Genomic DNA, 24,016 nt, shown 5'->3' with positions numbered 1-24,016 from the left:
GGCCGAATCCATATGCGGGGTCAAAAAAAATCCAACCCAATTTTCATGGGTTGGATTATGTTGTTTCCATTTATGATACACTTATCTGTGTTAGACCCTTGGCAAATCGCCTTCACCTTTTAGTGGCAACTCTGATGCCCCCATTAAGTACTTGTCAACGTGATGGGCTGCTTGACGACCTTCTGAAATCGCCCAAACAATCAATGATTGGCCTCTTCTTTGGTCACCTGCCGCAAATACGCCTGGAACGTTCGTCATATAATCTTCAATCGATGCCTTGATATTCGTTCTTGGGTCTTTCTCGAGGCCCAACTGGTCTGCAAGGGTCATTTCAGATCCTGTGAACCCTAAGGCTAAAAGTGCCAACTCACATTCCCATTCTTTTTCGGTACCCTCGATTTCTTTTAACATCATGCGTTTGCCAGGTTCTTTGATCCATTCTACTTCCGAAGTTATCAAACCTTTCAAATTTCCATTTTCATCACCAACAAATTCTTTCGTAGAAATGCTGAAAAATCGTTCAGCACCTTCCTTGTGTGAAGAGCTGGTTCGCAACCGCATGGGCCAAAATGGCCAAGGTTGACCTTCTGGACGCTCGGTTGTAGGTTTTCCTAAAATTTCGAAGTTGGAAACAGATTTGGCCCCATGTCTGAAAGATGTTCCGATACAATCTGATCCGGTATCTCCACCACCAATTACAATTACGTTTTTATCAGTGGCCTTGATTTCTTCCCCTAAATCTTTTATACCGTCAACACGTCTGTTGTTCTGTGATAGAAAATCCATAGCCTGAACAACACCTTTGAGGTCAGCGCCTTTAATAGGAAGGTTTCTTCGTACGGTAGCACCGCCAGTTAAAACAACGGCGTCAAAATCTGAAGTGAGCTGTTCGCCAGTAATATCTTTACCAACATGAACACCACATTTGAATTCGATGCCTTCCTCCTTTAATACGGCCAATCTGCGATCAATGACATGTTTTTCCATCTTAAAATCAGGAATGCCGTAACGTAGCAAGCCACCTGGTTTTTCATCCCGCTCAAAAACGGTAACCCAGTGTCCTGCCCGATTTAACTGTTGTGCAGCCGCAAGACCAGCTGGTCCTGAACCGACCACAGCTATCTTTTTTTCGGTTCTTTCAGCAGGAGGGTTTGGTGTGATCCATCCATTCTTAAAGGCTGTTTCAACAATATTTTTTTCAATATTTTCTATGGTAACCGGGTCTTCATTAATCCCTAAAACACAGGCCTCTTCGCAAGGTGCAGGACACAATCGCCCTGTGAACTCTGGAAAGTTGTTGGTCGCATGTAATATTTTTGCGGCCTTATCCCATTTGCCTTTGTAAACAGCGTCATTAAAATCAGGAATTAAATTTCCTAGGGGGCAGCCGCTATGACAGAACGGAATACCACAATCCATACAACGGGCACCTTGTTCCTTTAACGCTGTTTCCTTCATCGGAATGGTGAATTCCTTGTAATTTTTCACCCTTTCTTCCGCAGGAGCGTATTCTTCTACTTTTCTATCGAATTCCAAAAATCCTGTAATCTTTCCCATTTCTCGATTTATATAGTTTCCATTTTTTCTCTTTCCAAACGAATCAGTGCTTGTTTGTATTCTTCAGGGAAGATCTTGACGAACTTAGGTAAACATTCTTCCCAATTTTCGAGTATGCGCTGTGCCAACGGGCTAAGGGTGGCATTGTAATGATTCTCGATCAGTTGTCGCAATTCTGCAATGTCGTTATCTTCATCAACTGGCAACAAATTCAGACTTTCGGTATTGCATCTCTTTGCGAACGTTTTTTTCTCATCAAATACATAGGCTATTCCACCGCTCATTCCAGCGCCGAAATTACGTCCTACTTCTCCCAATATAACGGCAATACCGCCGGTCATATATTCGCAGCCGTGATCTCCGATTCCTTCAACTACAGCCTTAGCTCCTGAATTCCGTACACAGAAACGTTCGCCGGCCTTTCCATTGATATAAGCTTCGCCAGAAGTTGCACCGTACAAGGTTACGTTACCAGTGATTACGTTTTCTTCCGGTTTTAAGGTCGATTTGTAAGGTACTTTGATAATTAATTTTGCACCCGAAAGTCCTTTACCTAAGTAATCGTTGGTGTTTCCGTTGACGATCATGGTAAGTCCTTTAGTAGCAAAAGCCCCAAAACTTTGACCGGCAGAACCGGTAAAATTAAGCTTTAAGGTGTTTTCCGGTAGTCCTTCCGCACCATAGATTTTTGAAATCTCGTTGCTCATGATGGCGCCTACAGCGCGGTCCGTATTTTTTATCGGGAAATCTAAAGCGATTTTTTCCTTTCTAAACAATGCGGGATGCGCTTTTTCTATGATATCGAATTCAATAGATCCGTGTATATCGTGCTGTTGTTTTTGGGTGTTATAAAACTTGGTCCCGGCCGGTACATCTACTTGATATAAAATCGGAGTAAGGTCGATACCTTCTGCTTTGTAATGATCAATGGCTTTTTTACGATCAAGCTTTTGAACTTGACCTACCATTTCATTGACTGTTCTAAAGCCTAATTGCGCCATAATACTTCGAAGTTCTTGGGCAACGAAATACATGTAGTTGACTACATGTTCCGGTTTACCCTCGAATTTTTTACGCAATTCAGGATTCTGGGTTGCGATACCTACCGGACAGGTATTCAAGTGGCATACACGCATCATGATACAGCCCGAGGCTACTAAGGGTGCAGTCGCAAAACCGAATTCTTCTGCGCCTAAAAGACAAGCAATTGCAACATCGCGACCAGTTTTTAACTGACCATCACATTCCAAAACAATTCTATTTCTTAGATCGTTGAGAACCAAAGTTTGCTGTGCCTCGGCAATGCCAAGCTCCCATGGAAGTCCGGCATGTTTCAAAGATGTAAGAGGCGAGGCGCCTGTTCCTCCATCAAAACCAGAGATAAGAACTACATCGGCCTTGGCTTTAGAAACACCTGCCGCAACGGTACCCACACCAACTTCAGAAACCAACTTGACGTTGATACGCGCTTCACGATTGGCCGACTTTAAGTCAAATATCAATTGCGATAAATCTTCGATAGAATAAATATCATGATGGGGTGGAGGAGAAATCAGACCCACATAAGGTGTTGAGTTTCTCGTTTTTGCAATTGCCTGATTTACTTTAGGTCCAGGTAATTGTCCGCCTTCCCCAGGTTTTGCACCTTGGGCCATCTTAATTTGAATTTCTTTAGCGCTGGTAAGGTAGTTCGAAGTTACACCGAACCTACCGGAGGCAACTTGTTTAATGGCACTGTTTCGCCAATCACCACTTGCATTTTTGTAAAAACGTTCTGCATCTTCGCCGCCTTCACCTGAATTGCTTTTACCTCCAATACGATTCATGGCGATAGCAAGGTTCTCGTGAGCTTCTTTACTAATGGATCCATAAGACATGGCACCGGTTTTAAATCGCTTCACAATATCTGTCCACGGCTCTACTTCTTCCAGAGGTATGGGGTCATAGTTTGAAAACTCGAACAGCCCTCTAATGGTCATGAGGTTTTTAGATTGTTCGTTCACCATTTCCGCAAACTCCTTGTAGGTGTCCGGCTCATTGCTACGAACCGCTTTTTGGAGTTTTGCAATAGATAATGGATTGAACATGTGCTTTTCGCCATCTCTTCTCCAGCGATATTCCCCTCCAATTTCAAGGTCTAGGTTGGCAGCTATTTCTTTTTTGGAAAAAGCTTTTGCATGACGCTTTGCTATTTCCTTTTCGATTTCATACAATCCGATACCCTCAATTCTAGTAGGGGTATTGGGGAAGTATTTTTCTACGGCCTTTGTGTTTATACCGATACACTCGAACAATTGAGACCCGCGATATGAATTCAAGGTAGAAATACCAATTTTGTTCATCACCTTTAAAATACCTTTGCCAATAGCCTTGTTGTAATTCTTGACGGCTTCGTCGAAAGTGTATTCGGTAATGTCATGTTCTTCTATCTGCTCACCGATTATTTCATTTACCAGATAAGGGTTAATGGCACTTGCGCCAAATCCGAACAGCAGGCAAAAGTGATGAACTTCACGCGGCTCGGCAGACTCGATGATGATACTTAATTTTGATCTTTTACCCAACCTTTGGAGTCCGCTGTTTACATAAGAACAAGCTAAAAGGGCCGGAATTGGCGCCATTTCTTTGCTTACACTTCTATCGGACAATATGATGATGTTGGTTCCCTCATCTATGGCTTTTGATGCTTGGTCGAGAATATCGTCCAAAGCTTCTTCCAAGCCATTATTTCCTTTGTTTATTTCATAAAGGACAGAAATAGAAACTACTTTATAGTCGGGGCTCGCATCGTAATTTTTTATCTTATCGAGATCCTCTTTTGATATAACAGGGTTCTGTATCTTAAGTTTTCTACAATGTAGCTCGGTAGATTCGAAAATATTGGTATCACTACCTAAGGTAAGACTGATATCGGTAATCATTTCTTCCCGAATACCATCTAAAGGTGGGTTTGTTACCTGAGCAAAAAGCTGTTTAAAGTAATTGTAGAGAAGCTGCGGACGATCCGAAAGTACCGCAATCGGTGTATCTGACCCCATTGAACCAATAGGTTCTTTGGCCGTTTTTCCCATAGGAAGGATAATAGTATTGATATCTTCCAAAGTGTAACCGAAAACCGATTTTCTCTTTTCAAGGGAAGCTTCCCCTAAAAATAAAGGACAATCGTTGTAAGGTATGTCTTTAAGGTGTACCAAGTTATTATCGAGCCATTCTTTATATGGATGTCGCTGGGCAATTTCTTCTTTGATTTCCTCATCGTTGATGATGCGCCCCTCTTCCATGTTCACCAAGAACATTTTTCCTGGTTCAAGCCTTCCGTGTAAATCGATATTTTCCGGGGCCAAATCTAAAACACCGGTCTCCGATGACATGACAACGTAGCCGTCTTTGGTCACGGAATATCTTGAAGGTCGCAAACCATTACGGTCTAAAACGGCACCGATATAGTTGCCATCGGTAAATGGTATGGATGCGGGTCCGTCCCAAGGTTCCATCAAACAGGAGTGATATTCGTAAAAGGCTTTTTTCGCCTCAGACATTTCCGGATTCTTTTCCCAGGCTTCAGGTACGAGTACCATCATGACTTCAGGCAACGAACGTCCAGTCATCAACAGTAGTTCTACTACCATGTCCATGGTAGCAGAATCTGATTTTCCTGGTAATATGATAGGAAGAATATTCTTTATTTCATCACCGAACCAATCGCTTTTCAAAAGTTCTTCCCTTGAACGCATACGGGAAACATTACCACGTAGGGTATTGATCTCTCCGTTATGGCACATATATCTGAAAGGTTGCGCCAAATCCCATGTCGGGAATGTGTTGGTAGAAAAACGCTGGTGTACCAATGCCAATCTGGTAACCACCCTTGGATCCATTAAATCTCTGTAGTAAAGACTGATATCTTTAGGCATTAAAAGCCCCTTGAATATGATAATTTTGGTCGAAAGACTGGGGAAGTAGAAATACTTGCTTTCCGAAAGTTTGGATGCAATAACCGTATGCTCCGAAACTTTTCTAGCGATGAATAACTTTAGATTGAACTGTGTACTGTCTTGTTCGGCATCCTTTTTTCCAATGAAAACCTGTCTTACATAAGGTTCAGTCTCCATGGCGACTCTTCCGGGTATTGATTTGTTTACCGGTACATCTCGCCAGCCCAAAAGTTGGAGTCCTTGTTTTTCGATATTTTCTTCCAATACCTCACAGCAATAGTTGCGTTGATTTTCTTTTTGTGGTAAGAAGACATTTGCAACGGCATATTCACCAGGTTCCGGTAATTCAAAATTACATACATCATTAAAAAAGTCATGTGGAATATCTACTAAAATTCCAGCACCATCACCTGTTTTTCCATCTGAACTTACTGCACCACGATGCTCGAGTTTGTCTAATATTTCAAGTGCCTTATGAATAATGTCATTCGACTTTTTTCCTTTAAGGCTACAGATGAACCCTGCACCACAATTCTCATGTTCAAATTCCGGGAGATATAATCCTTGTTTTTCCAGCTTCATAAATTAGGGTATTTCCTCAAAAATAGCATTCTTTCTGAATTATTTGCCTTGATTAGGGTGAAATGAAACAAAAAATTCAACGAATGGAATTCAACGTTAAATAATATTCAAAAACGGATTTTTGGGGGTGTTAATTTGTCATAATGACAAAAGTAAGGTAAATCAGTGTTCTATAAAATGTTTTTAGGGGGTGGGAGGTCAAAAATAACATATTTCGTAAGTTTGCACCCCTAATTTTTTGCAATTCTGTTAATTTTTTGTCTAAAATTGAAGGTGTACCCCTGTTTATATTTGGGTCGTTCTCATGGTTAATACCATTTAACTGCGTCAATCTCTTAGGATACTTCTCGAAATCACTATTTTTTGAATCTCCGAAGTACCCTCGTATATCTGCGTTATTTTGGCGTCGCGCATCAATCGTTCAACATGGTAGTCTTTTACAAAACCGTTTCCGCCATGAACTTGTACAGCTTCTATGGTCGTGTCCATGGCAACTTGGGAGGCGTATAGTTTTGCCATAGCACCCGAAAGATCGTAATTGATATCATTATCCTTATCCCATGCGGCCTTGTAAACCATGAGACGCGCTGCTTCTATTTGGGTATGCATATCTGCCAATTTAAAGGCTATGGCCTGATGGTTCGCTATTTCGGTTCCGAAAGCTTTTCTTTGTTTTGCGTAGTTTTTTGCCAGTTCATAAGCGCCAGCGGCGATACCCAAGGCTTGAGCAGCTATACCGATGCGACCGCCAGCAAGTGTTTTCATTGCAAACTTGAATCCGAAACCGTCATCACCGATTCTATTTTCTTTGGGCACTTTAACGTCATTGAAGTTGAGGGAATGCGTGTCGCTACCGCGTATGCCCAATTTATTTTCTTTAGGGCCTATTTCAAAACCTTCCATACCTTTTTCGACGATTAGTACGTTTATGCCTTTGTGGCCCTTTTCCCTATCGGTCTGTGCAATAACCAGATATACCGATGCCGTGCCGCCGTTGGTAATCCAGTTTTTTGTGCCGTTCAATACGTAGTGGTCACCCATGTCGATGGCCGTGGTTTTCTGTGAGGTTGCATCACTCCCTGCTTCCGGTTCCGAAAGGCAAAAAGCTCCGATGATTTCGCCGGTTGCCAAGCGGGTCAGGTATTTTTTTTTCTGTTCTTCGTTTCCATAAGTTTCCAACCCCCAACAGACCAAAGAGTTGTTTACCGAAACGATTACCGAAGCTGAAGCGTCTATTTTTGAAAGTTCCTCCATCGTTAGTACGTAGGATAGTGTATCTAGCCCACTGCCGCCATAATCGGGATCTACCATCATGCCGAGAAAACCTAGTTCTCCCATTTTCTTGACTTGTTCTGTCGGAAATTTTTGTGCGTCGTCTCTCTCTATAACACCGGGTAGCAGTTCGTTTTGAGCAAAATCCCTCGCAGCCTGTTGTATCATCAATTGCTCTTCTGATAAGGTAAAGTCCATAACTTAATATGTTTAGCTTGTATACAAATATAAGGGTATGTATGAAAAATTGACCGACTTTTCAGCTATTGTTTTTCCGATAATTTGACAAGACCATGAGAAATGCTTTCAAACCAAATCTATATTTTTATATTTGCTCAGATTCAATCTTTCAGATCGATTTAACTTCGAAATTATGAGACAACAGTAGCTTTGAAACAAACACATTGAATTAATGGATTCAATGCAAAAAAGCAGTAATGGTGTTTTCATAATTTTAATAATAATTATCTAATGAAAGAGTTACTAAGTGCCTACGAAAACAAACCGCCTGAAATCGTATTTAATTGGAGAGATCCTGAAACGGAAGCAGAAGGTTGGACGGTCATAAATTCCTTACGGGGAGGGGCCGCCGGTGGAGGTACGCGAATGCGCGAAGGTTTAGATATGAATGAAGTGTTGTCGTTGGCGAAGACTATGGAAGTTAAATTTACGGTTTCGGGGCCGCCTATCGGTGGTGCTAAATCGGGAATTAATTTTAATCCTAACGATCCAAGGAAAAAAGGAGTACTTGAACGATGGTACCATGCGGTATCCCCATTGTTGAAAAGTTATTATGGTACGGGAGGTGATTTAAATGTCGATGAGATTAACGAAGTAATTCCCATAACGGAAGATGCCGGAGTATGGCACCCTCAAGAGGGTGTTTTCAATGGTCATTTTAAGCCTACGGAGGCAGATAAAATAAATAGGATCGGTCAACTTCGTTTGGGAGTCATAAAACCATTGGAACGACACATGTATTCTCCCGATATTGCTAGAAAATATACGGTTGCCGATATGATTACGGGTTTTGGGGTAGCAGAAGCCGTACGACATTATTACGATATTTTCGGAGGAAATATTATGGGCAAAAGAGCAGTTGTACAAGGTTTTGGAAATGTTGGAGGTGCGGCCGCATTTTATTTGTCGCAAATGGGAGCAAAGATCGTAGGAATACTGGATAGGGCCGGTGGAGTGATTAAAGAGGATGGTTTTTCTTTTGAGGAGATACGTTCTTTTTTCTTGAACAAATCGGGGAACAATTTGATGGCCCATGCAGACCAAATGATTCCGTTTGAAGAGATCAATGAACGAATCTGGACACTGCCTGCAGAAATATTTGTACCGTGTGCAGCATCTCGATTGGTGACTAGAGATCAGATTGGAAAGATGATCGATACCGAACTTGAAGTGATTTCTTGTGGAGCAAATGTTCCTTTTGCCGATAAGGAAATTTTCTTTGGTCCCATAATGGAATACACCGATCAAAGAACAAGCCTTATTCCCGATTTTATATCCAATTGCGGAATGGCTAGGGTTTTTTCCTACTTTATGGAGAAAAGAGTCGGTATGGATGAAGAGTTGATATTTAAAGATACTTCAGAGACTATTAGAAAAGCAATTTTGAATATCTTTAAGCAAAATCAATCAAAAGTAAATTTGAGTAAAACAGGATTTGAAATAGCGTTAAAACAATTAATTTAAATTAATCGAACTGAGTATGGAGACCATTATCATTATTGTGTTTGTAGTAGGTTATCTGGCCATAACCATGGAGCATAACCTTAAAATTGATAAACTTATTCCCGCGCTGGCCATGATGGCCATTTTGTGGGCCATAATTGCTTTGGCGCATCTGCCCGTTTTTGAGGTAAATACCGACCTAAAGGAGTTGGAACCTTCACACATTGATGAAATTCTGCTGCACCATTTAGGCAAGACGGCGGAAATTTTGGTTTTCTTATTAGGGGCCATGACCATTGTTGAAATTATCGACTACTTCGATGGTTTCGCAACGATCAAGGGCTATATAAGAACAAAGAGCAAACGTAAATTGCTTTGGCTTTTTTCTATTTTGGCCTTTATACTTTCTGCAATCATTGATAACCTTACGGCGACTATAGTCTTGATTACCATACTTCAAAAGGTGATTCTCGATAAAAACACACGGCTGTGGTTTGCAGGTATGGTTATTATTGCCGCTAATGCCGGGGGCGCATGGTCTCCCATCGGTGATGTGACAACGACGATGTTGTGGATCGGCAATAAGGTATCCGCTGCCCAATTGATAGAGCATGTCTTAGTGCCTTCAATTGTTTGTATGGTAGTTCCGGTATTGTTTGCTAGCAGGTATTCGGCTTTTAAAGGTAATATAGAAGCTGAGGTAGGTGGCGACGCTGATGCCCCAAAATCAAAATTCGGAGCTACTATGTTGTATTTGGGCTTGGGAGCAATTGTTTTTGTTCCGTTTTTCAAAACTATTACTCATTTGCCTCCTTATGTTGGTATGATGTTGTCATTGGCGATTGTAGCAACTTTTGCTGAAATATATAGCAGCTCTAAATTTACTATCTCGGATCCTGTAGATGTAGCCGGTGAGAGTGATTCTGTAGGGTATCATAGTCCTGTACACCATTCCCTATCAAAAATCGAGATGCCGAGTATATTGTTCTTTCTCGGTATTTTATTGGCCGTAGCTGCGTTGGAGTCTTTAGGTATGCTCTTCCATTTTGCCGAGGCTTTAGATAAAACGATGCCTATGCTAGGTACCGAATCTATAGGGGAGCATGTTTCCGATTTGGTGGTATTGTTTCTAGGTGTTGGTTCTGCCGTTATTGATAACGTGCCATTGGTGGCTGCAAGTATGGGAATGTTCTCCGTTCCTATTGATGATCCGGTTTGGCATTTTATTGCTTATTCTGCAGGTACGGGAGGCAGTATGTTGATTATTGGTTCTGCGGCAGGTGTTGTTGCTATGGGAATGGAGAAAATCGATTTTTTCTGGTATTTGAAGAAAATTGCCTGGTTGGCGTTCCTCGGATTTATTTCAGGGGCGGTAACTTTTATTTTAATTCGAAATTTAATTCTCAACGCATAATTTAATCGATAAAATGCCGTTATAAAGGCAAATTAATAACCCAGAATACTATGTTGTTGTTTCAAGACCCTGCAGGGGGTGAAATTCTATCGGAAGAAAAGACGCTTTCGGTAATTGATCTTATTATAAATGGTGGTACGGGAAGTATCTTAATCATCTCTGTACTTTTTATAATGCTGTTCGTTGCTCTCTATATTTACTTTGAGCGCATTTTTGCTATCAAGGCGGCATCCAAGATAGATAGTAATTTTATGAACCAGATTCGCGATCATGTGACCAATGGTAAATTAGAAGCGGCAAAACTTCTTTGTGCGCAGACAGATTCTCCCGTTGCAAGATTAACCGAAAAAGGGGTATCTCGAATTGGAAAGCCTTTGGATGACATTAATACGGCAATTGAAAACGCAGGAACCCTAGAGGTATATAAACTTGAGAAAAATGTAAGTGTTTTGGCTACCGTTGCCGGGGCTGCGCCAATGATTGGTTTCTTAGGAACCGTGATTGGTATGATTTTGGCATTCCATGAAATGGCCTCCAGTGGGGGTCAGGCTGAAATGGGGTCTTTGGCTTCAGGCATCTATACGGCGATGACAACAACGGTTGCAGGTCTTATTGTTGGTATTATTGCCTACATTGGATACAATCACCTTGTGAACAGAACCGATAAGGTGGTACACAAAATGGAAGCCAATGCAGTCGAGTTTCTTGATTTGTTGAACGAACCGCTATAGGTATATGAAACTAAAAGGAAGAAATAAGGTAAGTCCAGACTTTAGCATGTCTTCAATGACAGATATTGTTTTTCTGCTCTTGATTTTCTTTATGCTTACTGCGAACTCGCCCAATGCGCTCGACCTCTTATTGCCAAAGGCAAAGGGGAAATCGACGAATACGCAAAATGTTTCCGTAAGTATCGATAAGAACTTACAATATTTTGTGAATAATGAGAGAATTAACGGGGAATATATTGAAATTGAATTGAAGAAGGCACTAAAGGGGCAAGAAAAGCCTACCATCATTTTGAGAACCGAAGAGAGTGTGGCCATTAAAGAGGCGGTTCACGTTATGGATATTGCCAACAGAAACAATTACAAAGTTATCTTGGCGGTACGTCCTAATTAAGATTGGTACGGTTTGAATTTCAAAAAGACATGTTGTCATGTCTTGCCTTCCAAGGAAACAAACAACTATTCATGGGTTGTTGAACATTTTTGTTTGATTTGATCAACGATATTATTCAAGGATATTTAAAATTCAATTGAGATAATGTCATTCTTAGATACGAGACACAAGAAAAAATCTTTTACACTTACCACAGCGCTGCTAAGTGCACTACTGCTTTTGCTTTTTTACATAGGTCTGACCTATATGGATCCACCGGAGGAGAACGGAATCTCTGTGAATTTCGGAACAATGGATTTTGGAAGCGGTAACCAACAACCTAAAGAAAAAATACGATCCGAACCTCTAGAAACGCCACCTGTGGAACCTACCAAGCAGGAAGAAGTCGTAGAGGAAGTTGAAGAAGTTGCCGAAGAGGTTCCTGAAGAAAGTGTGGCAGAAGAGGCACCTGCCGAAAAAATATTGACGCAAGAGAACGAAGAATCTATTAAAATCAAGAAAGCCGAGGAAGCCAAGCGCAAGGCAGAAGCAGCTGAAAGAGCGGCCAAGAAAAAGGCCGAGGATGCCGTGAAAAAGGCGAAGGCCGTAGCGGCTAAAATAGCGCAACAAAAAAAGGATGCAGAGGAGAAAGCCCGGAAGGAGCAAGAGGCCAAAAAGAAAAAATTGGACGCGCTAATGGGTGGGCTCAATAAGTCGGATGGAACGGCCACAGGCTCGGAGGGTGATGACAATAGAACGGGTGACAAAGGCCAACCTGATGGTGATCCTTATGCCACTAGTTATTACGGTAGCCCGGGATCTGGCAGTGGAACAGGCGGCTACGGTCTTAATGGAAGGTCTTTAGTCGGCAAAGGTCAAGTAAAACAAGATTGCAATCAAGAGGGTAGGGTAGTCGTAAAGATTGTTGTTGATAGAAATGGCAATGTGATCAGTGCTACTCCAGGTGTAAAAGGTACGACCAATAACGATCCATGTTTGTTGGATCCTGCCAAAAAGACGGCTTTTAAACACAAATGGAATTTAGATTCCAATGCACCCAATCAACAAGTGGGGTTTGTAGTTGTCAACTTTAAACTGGGAGAGTGACCTATAAGCAAACCGTAGATTGGATGTTCACCCAACTTCCAATGTACCAGCGAAGCGGAAAGATCGCATTTACTGGAAAGCTCGATAATAGCAGGGCATTTTCTGCTCATTTAGACTGTCCCGAGAAAAAGTTCAAGAGCATACATGTTGCCGGTACAAACGGGAAGGGCTCTAGCAGTCATATGCTGGCTTCCATACTTCAAGATGCCGGTTATAAGGTCGGACTTTATACTTCGCCTCATTTAAAAGATTTTAGGGAACGTATCAGAATCAATGGAGAGCCAGTTTCTAAAAGCTTTGTAGTTGATTTTATAGAAAACAACCGATTCTTTTTTGAAACTTTCAGTTTGTCATTTTTTGAAATGACCGTGGGCATGGCGTTTGCTTATTTTGCGGAAGAAAAAGTTGATATCGCCATTATTGAGGTGGGTCTGGGCGGCAGATTGGATTCTACCAATATTATTACTCCCGAGGTTTCGTTAATTACTAATATTGGAATGGACCATGTTGATATGCTGGGGGATACCTTGACTAAAATAGCTGTGGAAAAAGCAGGTATTGTCAAAGAGGGTGTTCCTGTTGTGATTAGCGAATCTCAACCCGAAATTGTCGATACCTTCAAGGAAATTGCCCAACAACGAAATAGTAGAATCGTTTTTGCCGATGAGGTTATTCCGGACGTTTATAAAACGTCTCTTCTGGGATACTATCAGTCAAAAAACATGAAAGGAGTTGTAGCTACTATACGGGAGTTAAGTGATTTTAAAGTTACAGAGTCAAATATTAAAGAGGGGCTTTCAAAAGTGACTGCAAACACCGGATTAATGGGGCGGTGGCAAATACTTAAGAACTCACCTACTGTGGTTTGCGATACGGCACATAATAGCGAAGGGCTTTCTTTGGTTTTACAGCAAATCTGGCAACAAAAATTTGATAACCTTCACCTGGTACTCGGTTTTGTTAGGGAAAAAGATTTGAACAGTATATTGCCTTTGTTTCCTAAAAAGGCGATTTATTATTTTTGCTCACCGAACGTTCCTAGAGGTCTGGATGTTGGCACGCTTAGGAATAAAGCCACCGAATTCGGATTAAAGGGGGAAAGCTATCCGTCGGTGAATGCAGCATTTTCCCAGGCACTCCAAAATGCCTCAAAAACAGATTTTATATTTATCGGAGGAAGTACATTTACCGTTGCGGAGGTTGTTTGACTTCACTGATCGACATTTCAGTTTTTGCGAAACTAGATTTTGGTGCTTCGCAAACCGGACATTTATAGGTTTCCGGAAGTGTGTCGAAGGGTGTGCCAATTGAAATAGTAGCCTTCGCATCTCCATACGTTGCATCGTAAATCGTAAAACATGATTGGCATTGATGAATCTCACGTGTCGTCGCAACCACTTTTTTCTTGGCAGGCTCTTTTTTCTTTTCGGTTTTGCCTAATTGTTCGAAGTAATATTTGCTTAGCTCCATTAACAGCCCAGGCAACTCTATTTTATCGACATCTTGAGCATAGGCCTTGTATGTTTGTGTGTTGGGGTCGAAGTTCTTAAAATGTAGCACATTATAGGTCGGCCGCACATCAAAATCTTTAACAATGGTCGGTAATGTATTCTTTTCGATAATTACTGATGAAAAATGCGTTCTTTTTCCGGCTTCGTTACTGATGCCAAAAGTGAGACCGTAGGTGCTAATATCATTTTGATCGAAACTACGCACCAAGAAGTTTTTTAGTTCCATTGCCTCTTTGTCATCGACCGGTAAATGCCAGTTCATTTCCAATTGTGAATGGCGTATGTTGATTCCTTTTTGGCCTAGAAAGCGTTCAAGCTCTGGGCGTGAACTGCCTTTAATGCCTTTAATTACGAATGATTTCCAAGGTGTGATGCATATTTTTCCAATACTATTGTCCAAACAAAATCCACATAGTTCTTTTAAGAATTCGAGGTCATATCGATTATTTCGCCAATAAAGACCTAGCCAGTATTGGTCAAGACCCATACGGTTCATGCCCTCGTAGTAAGGAAATTTCAAATAAGGTATTTCCAATTCCTTTTCAATTGTTCTATTATTAGTGTCGAGTTTCTTATTAAGAATGAAGAACAACTCTTCCACATCTGATACATCTTCATAAATTTCTTCAATAGCCTTGGCCAAAATGGTGATATTCCAACTGTATACAAGTACAGGGTAATAGGCCGATTCTGTCCAGTGGGGCAATTTGATGTTCAGGTACCAATAATCTTCATTTTCAGAGGCGATAAAGTTGAGGTTGCCATTAAATATGGGAACCAGCCGCTGTTTTGGATCGGTAATGTTTATTTTTAATTCCGGAAGAAAATCAAAGCCCTCTAATATATAAAGATAGGTAGAGCCTTTCAACCAGTGTGTCATGTCAAAGATATCGGCCGATACGTAAGAGGAAACAATATTCTGGTAGTTGCGTTCGGCAACAATATCGGTATTGAATTTCGATATTTTTTCCAATTGTTCTTCAGCGGCATTTTGCAACGGGAACAATAAATCTTGTCTTGACCCGAAAAAGACTTCTTTTAGTCCGCCTGCTTCCAGCATGGCAATGATATCTTTAAGCTCTCCTGGGGAGGTTACCCCTCCTTTAATCAGTATGCGGTGTAAATCATCATTCATAGCCTTGATATTAAGAGGTAGTGGTCTGTAACTGCTGGTTGAGTATTTCCTGAATCTCGGGTTTGCAACTGCCGCAACCTAGACCTGCGCCAGTTTCGGAGCAAAGTTTTGCGAAATCCCCACAACCATTGCGAATCGTATCGATAATATTGCCATCACCCACTTGGCTGCACGAGCAGACCAGTTTTCCTTTCATGGGTACCGAACTAGAGTTGCCCCGTAAAAGCTCGTTTCTTTTTTCTGAAAGTTCGATTTCTTCTTCTATCAGTCTCTTGAATTCGGCAAATTCATTTTTGTCGCCCATTAGTATAGCGCCGAGAAGGGTGTCGTTTTTGACGATACATTTTTTATAATAACGCTTGCTGACATCCATAAAGATAATTTCTTCATAACTCGTATCGTTGGCCGGGGCGTTCACCATGCCCAGACTGCAGAGATCGAGGTTTTCAAACTTTAGGATATTCATGAGTACCGAACCGTTATAAATGCTTCCATAATCTCCCATAATATATTTTGCGGCGATATCGGCCTGTTGTTCGGCGGCGGAGGTTATGCCAAAAAGGCTGTTTTTGAACTCCGCGATTTCCCCAAGCGCAAAAATATTGGGTTCACTGGTCTGTAAATATTCGTTGACCTGAACCCCGCGACCCGTTTTGAGGCTGGCTTGTTTTGCGAGTTCAATATTAGGGCGCGTGCCTATAGCGAAAACGATGGCATTACATTTAATGGTTCTTCCCGTTTTTAGGGTGACTGTCAATGAATTTTTTATTCCTTTTTCTTCAAATACGGTACTTACTTCATTGTCGAAATAGGTTTTTATGCCCCTTTCGGCCACATCTTCCGCCAAAAGCCTACTGGCGATGCTATCTAATTGTCGTTCCATTAGACGGGGAGCCCGTTGAATGATACTGATATTGACATTTTTCTTCTTGAGTGCTGCGGCTAGCTCAAGTCCTAAGAGACCTCCGCCGACTATAACCACATGTTGTTCCGACTCAGGAAGTCCGGTGTCTTGTAAGTACGTACGAAGTTTGTCGGCATCACCCCGTTCGCGCATGGTAAACCGCCCTGACATTTTTATCTGCACATCACTGGGTACAAAGGCCCGACTTCCTGTGGCCATGATTAAAATATCGTAGGTGTGTTCTATATTAAGGTCATCGATGACCGTTTTATCTTTGGCATTCACTTTCGCGATCCCTATACCCGAATGAAGGTTTACTTTGAGTTTATCGAGTTCTCCTTTTTTGAGCTTTTCCAGGGCCTCCCAAGAAAGTTCATCGCTTACGTATTCGGGTAGTAGCACCCGATTATAAAAGGGGTCTTTTTCTTTAGAAAATACATGCAGCTCATCAATTTCGTTCTTCTCTCGATAAGTTTGTACAAATCGATACGCGGCGGCACCAGCACCGATAATCAAAATTTTCTGTTTCGCCTTCACGTATTTCTCGACTGCAACGGCACAATATTTGAAATCTGGTTCTTTAGAAACTGGATCTACCAAATCATTGGTGATGTTATTGGCCCTTCCAAAATCATTATTGAGCAATTTGCCCCAATGCATGGGCAAAAAGACCACACCCTCGCGAATGTCAAAATTTACCTTTACTTTGACCTGTACTTGCCCTCTTCTGCTTTTTATCACGGCAATATCTCCATCTTTGAGCTTACGCAGGTAGGCATCTACTTTGTTTATTTCGAGATACGGTTCGGGTATATGGGTTAGCAACCGTTTTACTTTTCCTGTTTTGGTACGGGTGTGCCATTGGTCTCGTACCCTGCCCGTATTCAATATTAAAGGGTATTCTGCATCGGTCGCTTCAGAACTGTTATAAATTTTTTGTGGTGCATTAAAGTGTGACTTGCCATCATTCGTAAAAAAACGACCGTCGGTGAACAATCGAGGGGTTCCCTTGTGGGTTGCATGGGGCACGGGCCACTGAAAACTGCCTTCATTTTTTAATCGCTCATATGATAGACCGGAAATATCGATTTCGGTACCCTTTGTCAACAGACAATGCTCGTCATATACTTCAGATGTATTTTTATAGTCAAAGCCCGAATATCCCATTTTTTGCGCGAACCGCCACAGAATTTCTGCATCTGGGATTGCTTCCCCAGGAGCGTCAATTACTTTGGGGAGGAGACTAATTCGTCGCTCAGAATTGGTCATGGTACCTTCCTTTTCGAGCCACCCTGCCGCTGGCAAGAGTAAATCTGCAAATTTGGTAGTTTCGGAGTTATGGGAAATATCTTGAACGACAACAAAATTGGCATTCTTCAAGGCTCTTTCCACTTTGTGCACGTTGGGCATGCTTACGGCGGGATTGGTACAAATTATCCAAACGGCCTTCATTCTTCCACTTTCTAGGGCATCGAACATTTCGGTCGCGGTATATCCCGGTTTTGGCTGTATTTCTTTTCCACCCCAAAACTGACTTACTTCTTTGCGATGTAGCGGATTGCTCAATTCGCGATGTGCGGCCAGTAGGTTCGCCATACCGCCAACTTCCCTTCCGCCCATGGCGTTGGGCTGTCCCGTAAGTGAAAAAGGACCTGCCCCCGGCTTTCCTATTTGCCCGGTAAGCAGCGAAAGGTTCATCAGGGCAACGTTCTTGGAAACTCCGATAACACTTTGATTGAGCCCCATCGTCCACATGCTAATAAAGGCCTTGGCATTACCGATATATTGCGCAGCCTTGCGAATATTTTCTACATCAATGCCACACAGATCGGCAGCTTTCCGTAGCGATAGTTGAAACGCACTTTCTTTGCATGCTTCAAAATTCGCCGTATGGTTTTTGATAAAATTTTTATCTATTTTTTTCTTTTCGATCAACCAGCGGGCAATGGCATTGAAAAGGATTACATCGGTTCCCGGTAATATTTGTAAATGGAGATCCGCTGATGCGCAGGTTTGCGTTTTTCGCGGATCGACCACAATAATTTTTACGTTTGGGTTCTCCTCTTTGTGTTTTTCTATCCTTCTAAAAAGGATGGGGTGGCACCAAGCGGGATTGGCCCCGGCAATCAAAAAACAATCGGAAAGTTCGATATCTTCATACGAGATAGGTACGGAATCTTCTCCCACCAGTTTTTTGTATCCCACAACGGCCGAACTCATACAGAGCCTAGAATTGGTGTCAATATTGTTTGTGCCGATAAAGCCTTTGGTAAGTTTGTTTACCAAATAATATTCTTCGGTAAGACATTGGCCCGACACATAAAAGCCCACACTATCGGGACCGTGTTTTGCTATAATACTTTTAAAGACTGAAGCGGCCCGGTCAAAAGCCGTATCCCAACTCACACGTTCCAATGGATGGTTTCTACTCCATCGCATTTCAGGATACAGAATGCGGTCGCTTATATCTTGTGCTACATAGTTGAGGTTTTTTCCTTTAGAACAAAGCATGCCTTTGTTGACCGGATAATCAGGGTCTCCTTCAACACTAATATTTCCTTTGGCATCTTGTTCTACCAGAATGCCGCAGCCGACACCACAGTAGGAACAAATGGTCTTATGTACGTTCTTTTTTAGCATGAAGTTCTATATTGAAATAATACCGGCGATTTAATGTGTAAAAATACATAATTAAGTATAAATACGTAGTTTTTTATCGGTAATTGTAAGGGTGTAATTTTAACGATATGATAATTGGGCGGGGAACAACTTGATACTAAGGTACTTTGCGGAGAGCTGAAGAGGTTGATTGAAGACTGTAAAGAATGGGGAAACTAAGTGTTTTTTAAAGATAGTTATCTATCATCCATTTTCTTAAGGCTTAAATTTTTTATGAAACTTTGATAAAAAAACCGCTGGGTAGAGCGGTTTTCATGAGGTCTTATTAATTGGTAATCTTAATATGGTATGGTTGGGCATGACTATTATATTTCTAGAAATCGAATACCAAATCTGTTACAAATTGCTGCCACTTCCTCAAAATCTGGTGGTCCTGGTGGTAAATCACCTAGTTCGCGGAACATATGCTCAATACCTGCTGGAAATGCACTGGTTATCATTTTTGCTTTCTCGGTTCCGACGACTTTCCATGAATGGGCTACGTTTTTCGGTGCAAATGCGATATCCCCTTTATTAAGAATAGTTGTTTGTGAACCGATTAAAATCTCAACCTGTCCATTGATTACCCTAAATATTTCATCTTCTTTGGTGTGTATGTGTGGTGGTATACCAACACCGGGTTCAACATCGTCGACCCATTCGACTAGCTGATTGCCGGTATCACTTCCGGTTAGTTTGTGTGTTTGAATATCCCCAATAACATTGAATACCTTGCCTTCATGATTTTCAACGATTTTGGGGTCTGTTTGTGTCTCTTCGTTAGAAATTACTTTGTTGGCACATGAAATTTGCGGAAGCACTGCTAGCCCAATTCCAAGACTGGTGGTTTTGATAAATGATTTTCTGTCCATGATATAACTTTTTGCCAAGTTACCATGTGAATTACCATCCATTTATGTGAAAATTACGGTAATAACTATGATTTTCAGAGCAATCAACTTTTTCTGATGGCGGAGGGAGTGTTTCCGGTATGGCTTTTAACGAAATAATTGAAATAATCGGGAGAGGAAAAACCAAGTTCGAAACTTATTTCTTTGATGGATCTACCAGAAAATTTTAATGCATGTCGAGATTGCATAAGTAGTTGCTCGGTAATAATGTCTTTTGCACTTACATGTAGTATTTCCTTTACGCATTCATTTAAATATTTAGATGAAATATTTAGAAGATTGGCGTAATCGTTTACTTGGTGAAATTTCGATAAGTTTTTGTCGACCAACTTCTTAAACTTATAAACGATATTCGATTTACTGTTGTTTGACGTAATGATGGATTTTATGTTGCATTGACCATCGCAATACACAAAAAATGTATTTAAAAGAGAAAGTATGGCGCTTTCCTTGCTGTTAAGTGATGAGGCAATAAGCTCGTCTAGCATTTCTAGAATGGCCTGTGTTCTTTTTGCAATACCCGGACTTAGATTTATTTTAGGTATCTCACCAGAATTGAAAAGCCGTACCTCATTGATATGTAACTTGCTTAAAAGGGGTTCATTTAAAATTTCTTTGGATAAATACATAATGTACCCTGGACTGAGGGCCGTGTTTTCAATACTAATTGTCCATTCATTAATGGGGTCTAGAAAAAAGATTGCATTAGAAACGTTCTCATAAATAATCTTGTCTATTTCTATATATTTTATCTCATCTTGGATCCAACATACCGTATAGAAACTCCCTTTTGGTTTTGTCGTGCGCTTTTTGACTATTCTTGATATGTTTACTGGATGGGTTTTCATTTTATACTGGTTTTAGCCCCTGTGTTTAAAGCGGAGACTAAAATGTATTACATATTCATTTTACAACGGTTCGAGATTTCGCAACCTGAAGCACAATCCTGTTGCATGTAGTTAAACGTCTTAGTTGGCATTAAAGCCTGTGCCAAATGGTGTCGTTTTCTTGCAAATTGTTGTAAAAAGGTTAAAGATAAGCACTCGTTCTTAAATCGCAATAAATAATTATCGGCGAAATAGGTGATAATTCGGAAAGTCGATATCCAAATACGGCGGGTGATTTTCAATTCAAATGATTTGTCAAATAAACCCGTTGCTTTTATTTTTTTTCAACAAGCACGTATGAGCTCGTTATTTTTTTAATGAATAATCAATGGAAAATCTGTTTTTATCAATATGCTGTATGAGATAGGCAAAGAAACCTAGATGCAGAAATTGAGGCGTGAGTGCACCCCAGTTTTCAATTAGAGTGGTGCCGAATATGAGAAGAATCATTAAAACCGATGCGGCAATAGCCGATATTCTGGTTAAGAAACCCAAAATAAGAAATATTCCAAATGCGAACTCGGCAATAGGCAAAACGTAGCTGAAAGGCAATACCATCATTTCGGGAAGCATGGCTTTTTCAAATGATTTGAGCATCCACTCGCTAAATGCATGTAGTTTAGGAAGACGAACTAATCCGTGACCGAACATACTTGCCCCAACGCCTAATCTTATAATTAGATATGTAATTTTTGTATTCATAGCTAGTTGTATTAAAATTTAATGTGACAGTCTTTTTTTCGGTTTAATCCAAACAATTGTGGTTTGCGCCTTTTGGAAAATGGTACAGCTTTTCGTGCTTATAGTGTCACCGATTCCAATAGGTGAAAAAGGGATTTTAATGACTTATAAGTTTACGTTCTGATTCTACTAAATTAAACCAGAGCTCCATTGGCGCCAATAACTTGACCGGAAACCCATTTCGAATCACTACTTGCTAAAAATAAAACAACTTTTGCTATATCTAGCGGTTTTGCAAGCCTATTAAAGGCGTTCATCCCTTTTAGCCGATCTATAAATTCTTGAGATTTACCATTCAAGAACATTTCAGTTTCCGTTGCCCCTGGGGCAATAGCATTTACTGAAATTCCCCTCCCAATTTCTTTTGAAAATACACGGGTCATTTGCTCAACGGCGGCCTTTGATGCTGAATAGAGCGCATAAGCTGGAAACATTAATTTAACGGTACTTGAAGACAAATTTATAATGTTTCCATTGTCGGCCAGTTTACTATCTGCTTCTTGTAATGTATTGAAAATTCCCCTAACATTAATTTCAAACTGTCTAGTGAAATCTTCTTGAGAATTGTCTTTTAACAATTTAGGTATGAGAATACCTGCATTGTTAACTAGAACATCTATTTTCCCGTAACATTCTATGGCGCTATCGAATAATTGAGTGACTTCATCCCTTTTGCTTACATCGGCCTTAAAGGCGTAAGCGATGCCCCCATTATTATGTATGGTATCGACAGTATCTTTTGCTTCAACTTTACCTTTTGAATAGTTTACGATTACTTTCGCTCCATTTTTGGCTAATTGAATAGCAATTTCTTTTCCAATACCCCTCGAAGAGCCTGTTACTATGATTACTTTATCTTGTAAGTTCATATCGTATTTTTGTTTAGTGGATTACTTAATTGTTTTAATTGGTAAAAGGATAAAACTGCCAACATAAAAAAATAAGACGGTGTAAAAAAACATACTAAAAGGTATGTTAGTAGGTAAAAAAATTATGATTTTATTTGATTTAGATATAAAGAAAGGCCTGATATGTATTCTTCAAGAATAAAATCATTGTCATATAATTTACGAATTCCACGAATACCTTCAAAAGCACTTATAAGGTAGACGGCCACCGCTTTGCTGCTAATGCTTTTGTTTATCACATTTTCAGATTTACCCCTATCTATCAAATAGATTAAGGCTGACTGCCACTCTTCAATTATTCTCTTTAATGCAATTTGATAGGCTATCTCATAATCCGATATTTCATTTATTAGATTATTCATGGGACAGCCGTGTTTTTTTTCATGTACCGAAAATGATTTCAAACGGTCAATAAAAGTTGTCTTAAGTATGACCAAAGCATCTCCTGGCTCATATAAAGGGGCCATCATTCCTTCATATATTCTCTTTTGTAATTTTAAACTAATTACGGCAAGCCCTAGTTCTTTTTTGTTCTTGTAGTGGTGATAAAATGCTCCTTTTGTGAGTTTGGTAGCTTTCATGATTTTATCAACACTTGTCGTTTTAAAACCGTTTTCGTAGAACAGTTTAAATGACTCGTTAAGTATTAACTGCTTGGTAAGTTCCGACTTTTGCCTCTGCTCCATGGCGCAAAGATAATAATAAAATACTATGTAGTATGTTTTGTGTAAACATTGTGCTTTACACTAACTAATGAGTTGTAGGGTAAGTAGAAAATGCTCGTAGTACAGATCGAATAGAAAGCTTGCTTTTCGGTAATTAATTGAACATACCGTTTTATTGACAGATGCTACTATTATTCAATAAACACATAATACCCTCTAAATCGAATAAATGAGTTAGAAGAAATATTTATTACTTCGGTAGCTGCTTGTTTGAAATGATTTTTAAATACCGACAGTTAATATGGGAGGTGTTCTTGATTTAGACAAGTCCGAATGTCTGAGCTTTTTTAGAAAGATCCATTAAATTTTTGACTTCCATTTTCCGCATCAGGTTAAATCGGTGCGTTTCAATAGTACGTTTGCTTTTTTGCAGTTTTTCGGAAATCTGTTTGTTGGTAAGTCCCGATAGTACCAATTGCAATATTTCCAATTCTTTGCTAGTCAGATCGAAAGGAGTTTCCGTATTCTTGGCCTCGGGTACCACTTCTATTTGTCTCTTATTTGCGTTCAATAAGTTGTTGACCAAAACATTCGATATGTCACCGCTAAAATATTTACCGCCTTGGCGTACGGTATGTATCGCTTTTAAGAATTCGGTTTTGCCGGTGTCTTTCAACAAATAACCACTGGCACCGGCACTGACAGATTTTAGAATGTACTCTTCTGAATCGTGCATCGAGAGAATAATACATTTGGTAGCAACCGATCGAGCTTTTAATTCGTTTACGGCATCGATGCCGTTCATTACAGGCATTCGTATATCTATGATGAGCAAATCGGGATTTTTATCTAAGACCATGGCTATTGCTTCCTTGCCATTTGAAACTTCACCAATAACTTTTAGGTCTTCCTCCTCCTCGAGCAATGCTCGAATACCATCACGGACCAAGGAGTGGTCGTCGGCCAATACGATACTTGTTACGTTGCTCAAAATACTAGTTTGTTAAATTCTTTGGTGGCAAATATAGGAAAAACTACGTATTCG

General features: G+C 40.5%; 17 protein-coding genes. 6 read left to right on the top strand and 11 right to left on the bottom strand.

Going from position 1 to position 24,016, the window contains the following annotated elements:
* Positions 1-90: 90 nt before the first annotated feature.
* The 3 genes from BLS33_RS11500 to BLS33_RS11485 all read right to left on the bottom strand — a co-directional run bounded on the left by BLS33_RS11500 (position 91) and on the right by BLS33_RS11485 (position 7,544).
* Positions 91-1,557 (bottom strand): glutamate synthase subunit beta, encoded by a 1,467-nt coding sequence (locus BLS33_RS11500; protein WP_089888782.1) that lies wholly within the window; start codon positions 1,555-1,557, stop codon positions 91-93.
* A gap of 8 nt (positions 1,558-1,565) precedes the next feature.
* Positions 1,566-6,074 (bottom strand): glutamate synthase large subunit, encoded by a 4,509-nt coding sequence (gltB, locus tag BLS33_RS11495; protein ID WP_089888780.1) that lies wholly within the window; start codon positions 6,072-6,074, stop codon positions 1,566-1,568.
* Positions 6,075-6,401: 327 nt separating this feature from the next.
* Complete coding sequence (locus tag BLS33_RS11485; protein ID WP_089888776.1) at positions 6,402-7,544, bottom strand: acyl-CoA dehydrogenase; 1,143 nt, start codon at positions 7,542-7,544, stop codon at positions 6,402-6,404.
* A gap of 273 nt (positions 7,545-7,817) precedes the next feature.
* On the opposite strand from BLS33_RS11485, the gene BLS33_RS11480 reads away from it, so the two are divergent.
* From BLS33_RS11480 to BLS33_RS11455, 6 genes are all read left to right on the top strand, one after another.
* The gene (locus tag BLS33_RS11480; RefSeq protein WP_089888773.1) at positions 7,818-9,050 is read left to right on the top strand and encodes a Glu/Leu/Phe/Val dehydrogenase dimerization domain-containing protein; all 1,233 of its coding nucleotides are present in this window, start codon (positions 7,818-7,820) and stop codon (positions 9,048-9,050) included.
* 16 nt (positions 9,051-9,066) lie between these two features.
* Complete coding sequence (nhaD, locus tag BLS33_RS11475; protein WP_089888771.1) at positions 9,067-10,443, top strand: sodium:proton antiporter NhaD; 1,377 nt, start codon at positions 9,067-9,069, stop codon at positions 10,441-10,443.
* Positions 10,444-10,493: 50 nt separating this feature from the next.
* Positions 10,494-11,174 carry a MotA/TolQ/ExbB proton channel family protein gene (locus BLS33_RS11470; protein WP_089888769.1) on the top strand — a complete coding sequence of 227 codons (681 nt, stop codon included), beginning with the start codon at positions 10,494-10,496 and terminating at the stop codon, positions 11,172-11,174.
* A gap of 4 nt (positions 11,175-11,178) precedes the next feature.
* Positions 11,179-11,565 (top strand): ExbD/TolR family protein, encoded by a 387-nt coding sequence (locus BLS33_RS11465; RefSeq protein WP_089888767.1) that lies wholly within the window; start codon positions 11,179-11,181, stop codon positions 11,563-11,565.
* A gap of 144 nt (positions 11,566-11,709) precedes the next feature.
* Positions 11,710-12,651 (top strand): energy transducer TonB, encoded by a 942-nt coding sequence (locus BLS33_RS11460; RefSeq protein WP_089888764.1) that lies wholly within the window; start codon positions 11,710-11,712, stop codon positions 12,649-12,651.
* Entirely contained in the window at positions 12,648-13,859 is a 1,212-nt protein-coding gene (locus BLS33_RS11455; protein WP_089888762.1) for a bifunctional folylpolyglutamate synthase/dihydrofolate synthase, read from the top strand. The genes BLS33_RS11460 and BLS33_RS11455 overlap by 4 nt, the downstream gene beginning before the upstream one ends.
* Here the strand turns inward: BLS33_RS11455 and BLS33_RS11450 are convergent.
* The 8 genes from BLS33_RS11450 to BLS33_RS11415 form a co-directional block, all read right to left on the bottom strand.
* A complete protein-coding gene (locus BLS33_RS11450) occupies positions 13,837-15,297 on the bottom strand; it encodes a rubredoxin (protein WP_089888760.1) in 1,461 nt (486 codons plus the stop codon). The two genes, BLS33_RS11455 and BLS33_RS11450, sit on opposite strands and share 23 nt — an antisense overlap.
* A 10-nt stretch (positions 15,298-15,307) precedes the next feature.
* Positions 15,308-18,841, bottom strand: a complete 3,534-nt coding sequence (locus BLS33_RS11445) for a nitrate reductase (protein ID WP_089888758.1) — start codon at positions 18,839-18,841, stop codon at positions 15,308-15,310.
* 344 nt (positions 18,842-19,185) lie between these two features.
* Positions 19,186-19,731, bottom strand: coding sequence for a cupin domain-containing protein (locus tag BLS33_RS11440; protein ID WP_089888932.1), 546 nt, complete (start codon positions 19,729-19,731; stop codon positions 19,186-19,188).
* Positions 19,732-19,814: 83 nt separating this feature from the next.
* Positions 19,815-20,618 (bottom strand): helix-turn-helix domain-containing protein, encoded by an 804-nt coding sequence (locus BLS33_RS11435; protein ID WP_089888756.1) that lies wholly within the window; start codon positions 20,616-20,618, stop codon positions 19,815-19,817.
* Positions 20,619-20,963: 345 nt separating this feature from the next.
* Entirely contained in the window at positions 20,964-21,359 is a 396-nt protein-coding gene (locus tag BLS33_RS11430; protein ID WP_089888754.1) for a DoxX family protein, read from the bottom strand.
* Between the two features lie 173 nt (positions 21,360-21,532).
* Complete coding sequence (locus BLS33_RS11425) at positions 21,533-22,267, bottom strand: SDR family oxidoreductase (protein ID WP_089888752.1); 735 nt, start codon at positions 22,265-22,267, stop codon at positions 21,533-21,535.
* 122 nt (positions 22,268-22,389) lie between these two features.
* Positions 22,390-22,992, bottom strand: a complete 603-nt coding sequence (locus tag BLS33_RS11420; RefSeq protein WP_089888750.1) for a TetR/AcrR family transcriptional regulator — start codon at positions 22,990-22,992, stop codon at positions 22,390-22,392.
* Between the two features lie 298 nt (positions 22,993-23,290).
* Positions 23,291-23,962 (bottom strand): response regulator transcription factor, encoded by a 672-nt coding sequence (locus tag BLS33_RS11415; protein WP_089888748.1) that lies wholly within the window; start codon positions 23,960-23,962, stop codon positions 23,291-23,293.
* Between the last annotated feature and the right edge of the window lie 54 nt (positions 23,963-24,016).

It is taken from the genome of Kriegella aquimaris (assembly GCF_900103215.1).
In the GTDB taxonomy this organism is placed as follows: Bacteria; Bacteroidota; Bacteroidia; order Flavobacteriales; family Flavobacteriaceae; genus Kriegella; species Kriegella aquimaris.
Note: the sequence above shows the minus strand (reverse complement) of the source record. Positions and strands in the feature narration are given on the sequence as shown.

Bases quoted from the DNA above. Each gene is read 5' to 3' on its own strand.
- BLS33_RS11500 (WP_089888782.1), bottom strand. From the start codon at position 1,557: ATGGGAAAGATTACAGGATTTTTGGAATTCGATAGAAAAGTAGAAGAA.
- BLS33_RS11425 (WP_089888752.1), bottom strand. From the start codon at position 22,267: ATGAACTTACAAGATAAAGTAATCATAGTAACAGGCTCTTCGAGGGGT.
- nhaD (WP_089888771.1), top strand. From the start codon at position 9,067: ATGGAGACCATTATCATTATTGTGTTTGTAGTAGGTTATCTGGCCATA.
- BLS33_RS11480 (WP_089888773.1), top strand. From the start codon at position 7,818: ATGAAAGAGTTACTAAGTGCCTACGAAAACAAACCGCCTGAAATCGTA.
- BLS33_RS11465 (WP_089888767.1), top strand. From the start codon at position 11,179: ATGAAACTAAAAGGAAGAAATAAGGTAAGTCCAGACTTTAGCATGTCT.
- BLS33_RS11485 (WP_089888776.1), bottom strand. From the start codon at position 7,544: ATGGACTTTACCTTATCAGAAGAGCAATTGATGATACAACAGGCTGCG.
- BLS33_RS11430 (WP_089888754.1), bottom strand. From the start codon at position 21,359: ATGAATACAAAAATTACATATCTAATTATAAGATTAGGCGTTGGGGCA.
- BLS33_RS11445 (WP_089888758.1), bottom strand. From the start codon at position 18,841: ATGCTAAAAAAGAACGTACATAAGACCATTTGTTCCTACTGTGGTGTC.
- BLS33_RS11460 (WP_089888764.1), top strand. From the start codon at position 11,710: ATGTCATTCTTAGATACGAGACACAAGAAAAAATCTTTTACACTTACC.
- BLS33_RS11470 (WP_089888769.1), top strand. From the start codon at position 10,494: ATGTTGTTGTTTCAAGACCCTGCAGGGGGTGAAATTCTATCGGAAGAA.
- BLS33_RS11450 (WP_089888760.1), bottom strand. From the start codon at position 15,297: ATGAATGATGATTTACACCGCATACTGATTAAAGGAGGGGTAACCTCC.
- gltB (WP_089888780.1), bottom strand. From the start codon at position 6,074: ATGAAGCTGGAAAAACAAGGATTATATCTCCCGGAATTTGAACATGAG.
- BLS33_RS11435 (WP_089888756.1), bottom strand. From the start codon at position 20,618: ATGAAAACCCATCCAGTAAACATATCAAGAATAGTCAAAAAGCGCACG.
- BLS33_RS11420 (WP_089888750.1), bottom strand. From the start codon at position 22,992: ATGGAGCAGAGGCAAAAGTCGGAACTTACCAAGCAGTTAATACTTAAC.
- BLS33_RS11440 (WP_089888932.1), bottom strand. From the start codon at position 19,731: ATGGACAGAAAATCATTTATCAAAACCACCAGTCTTGGAATTGGGCTA.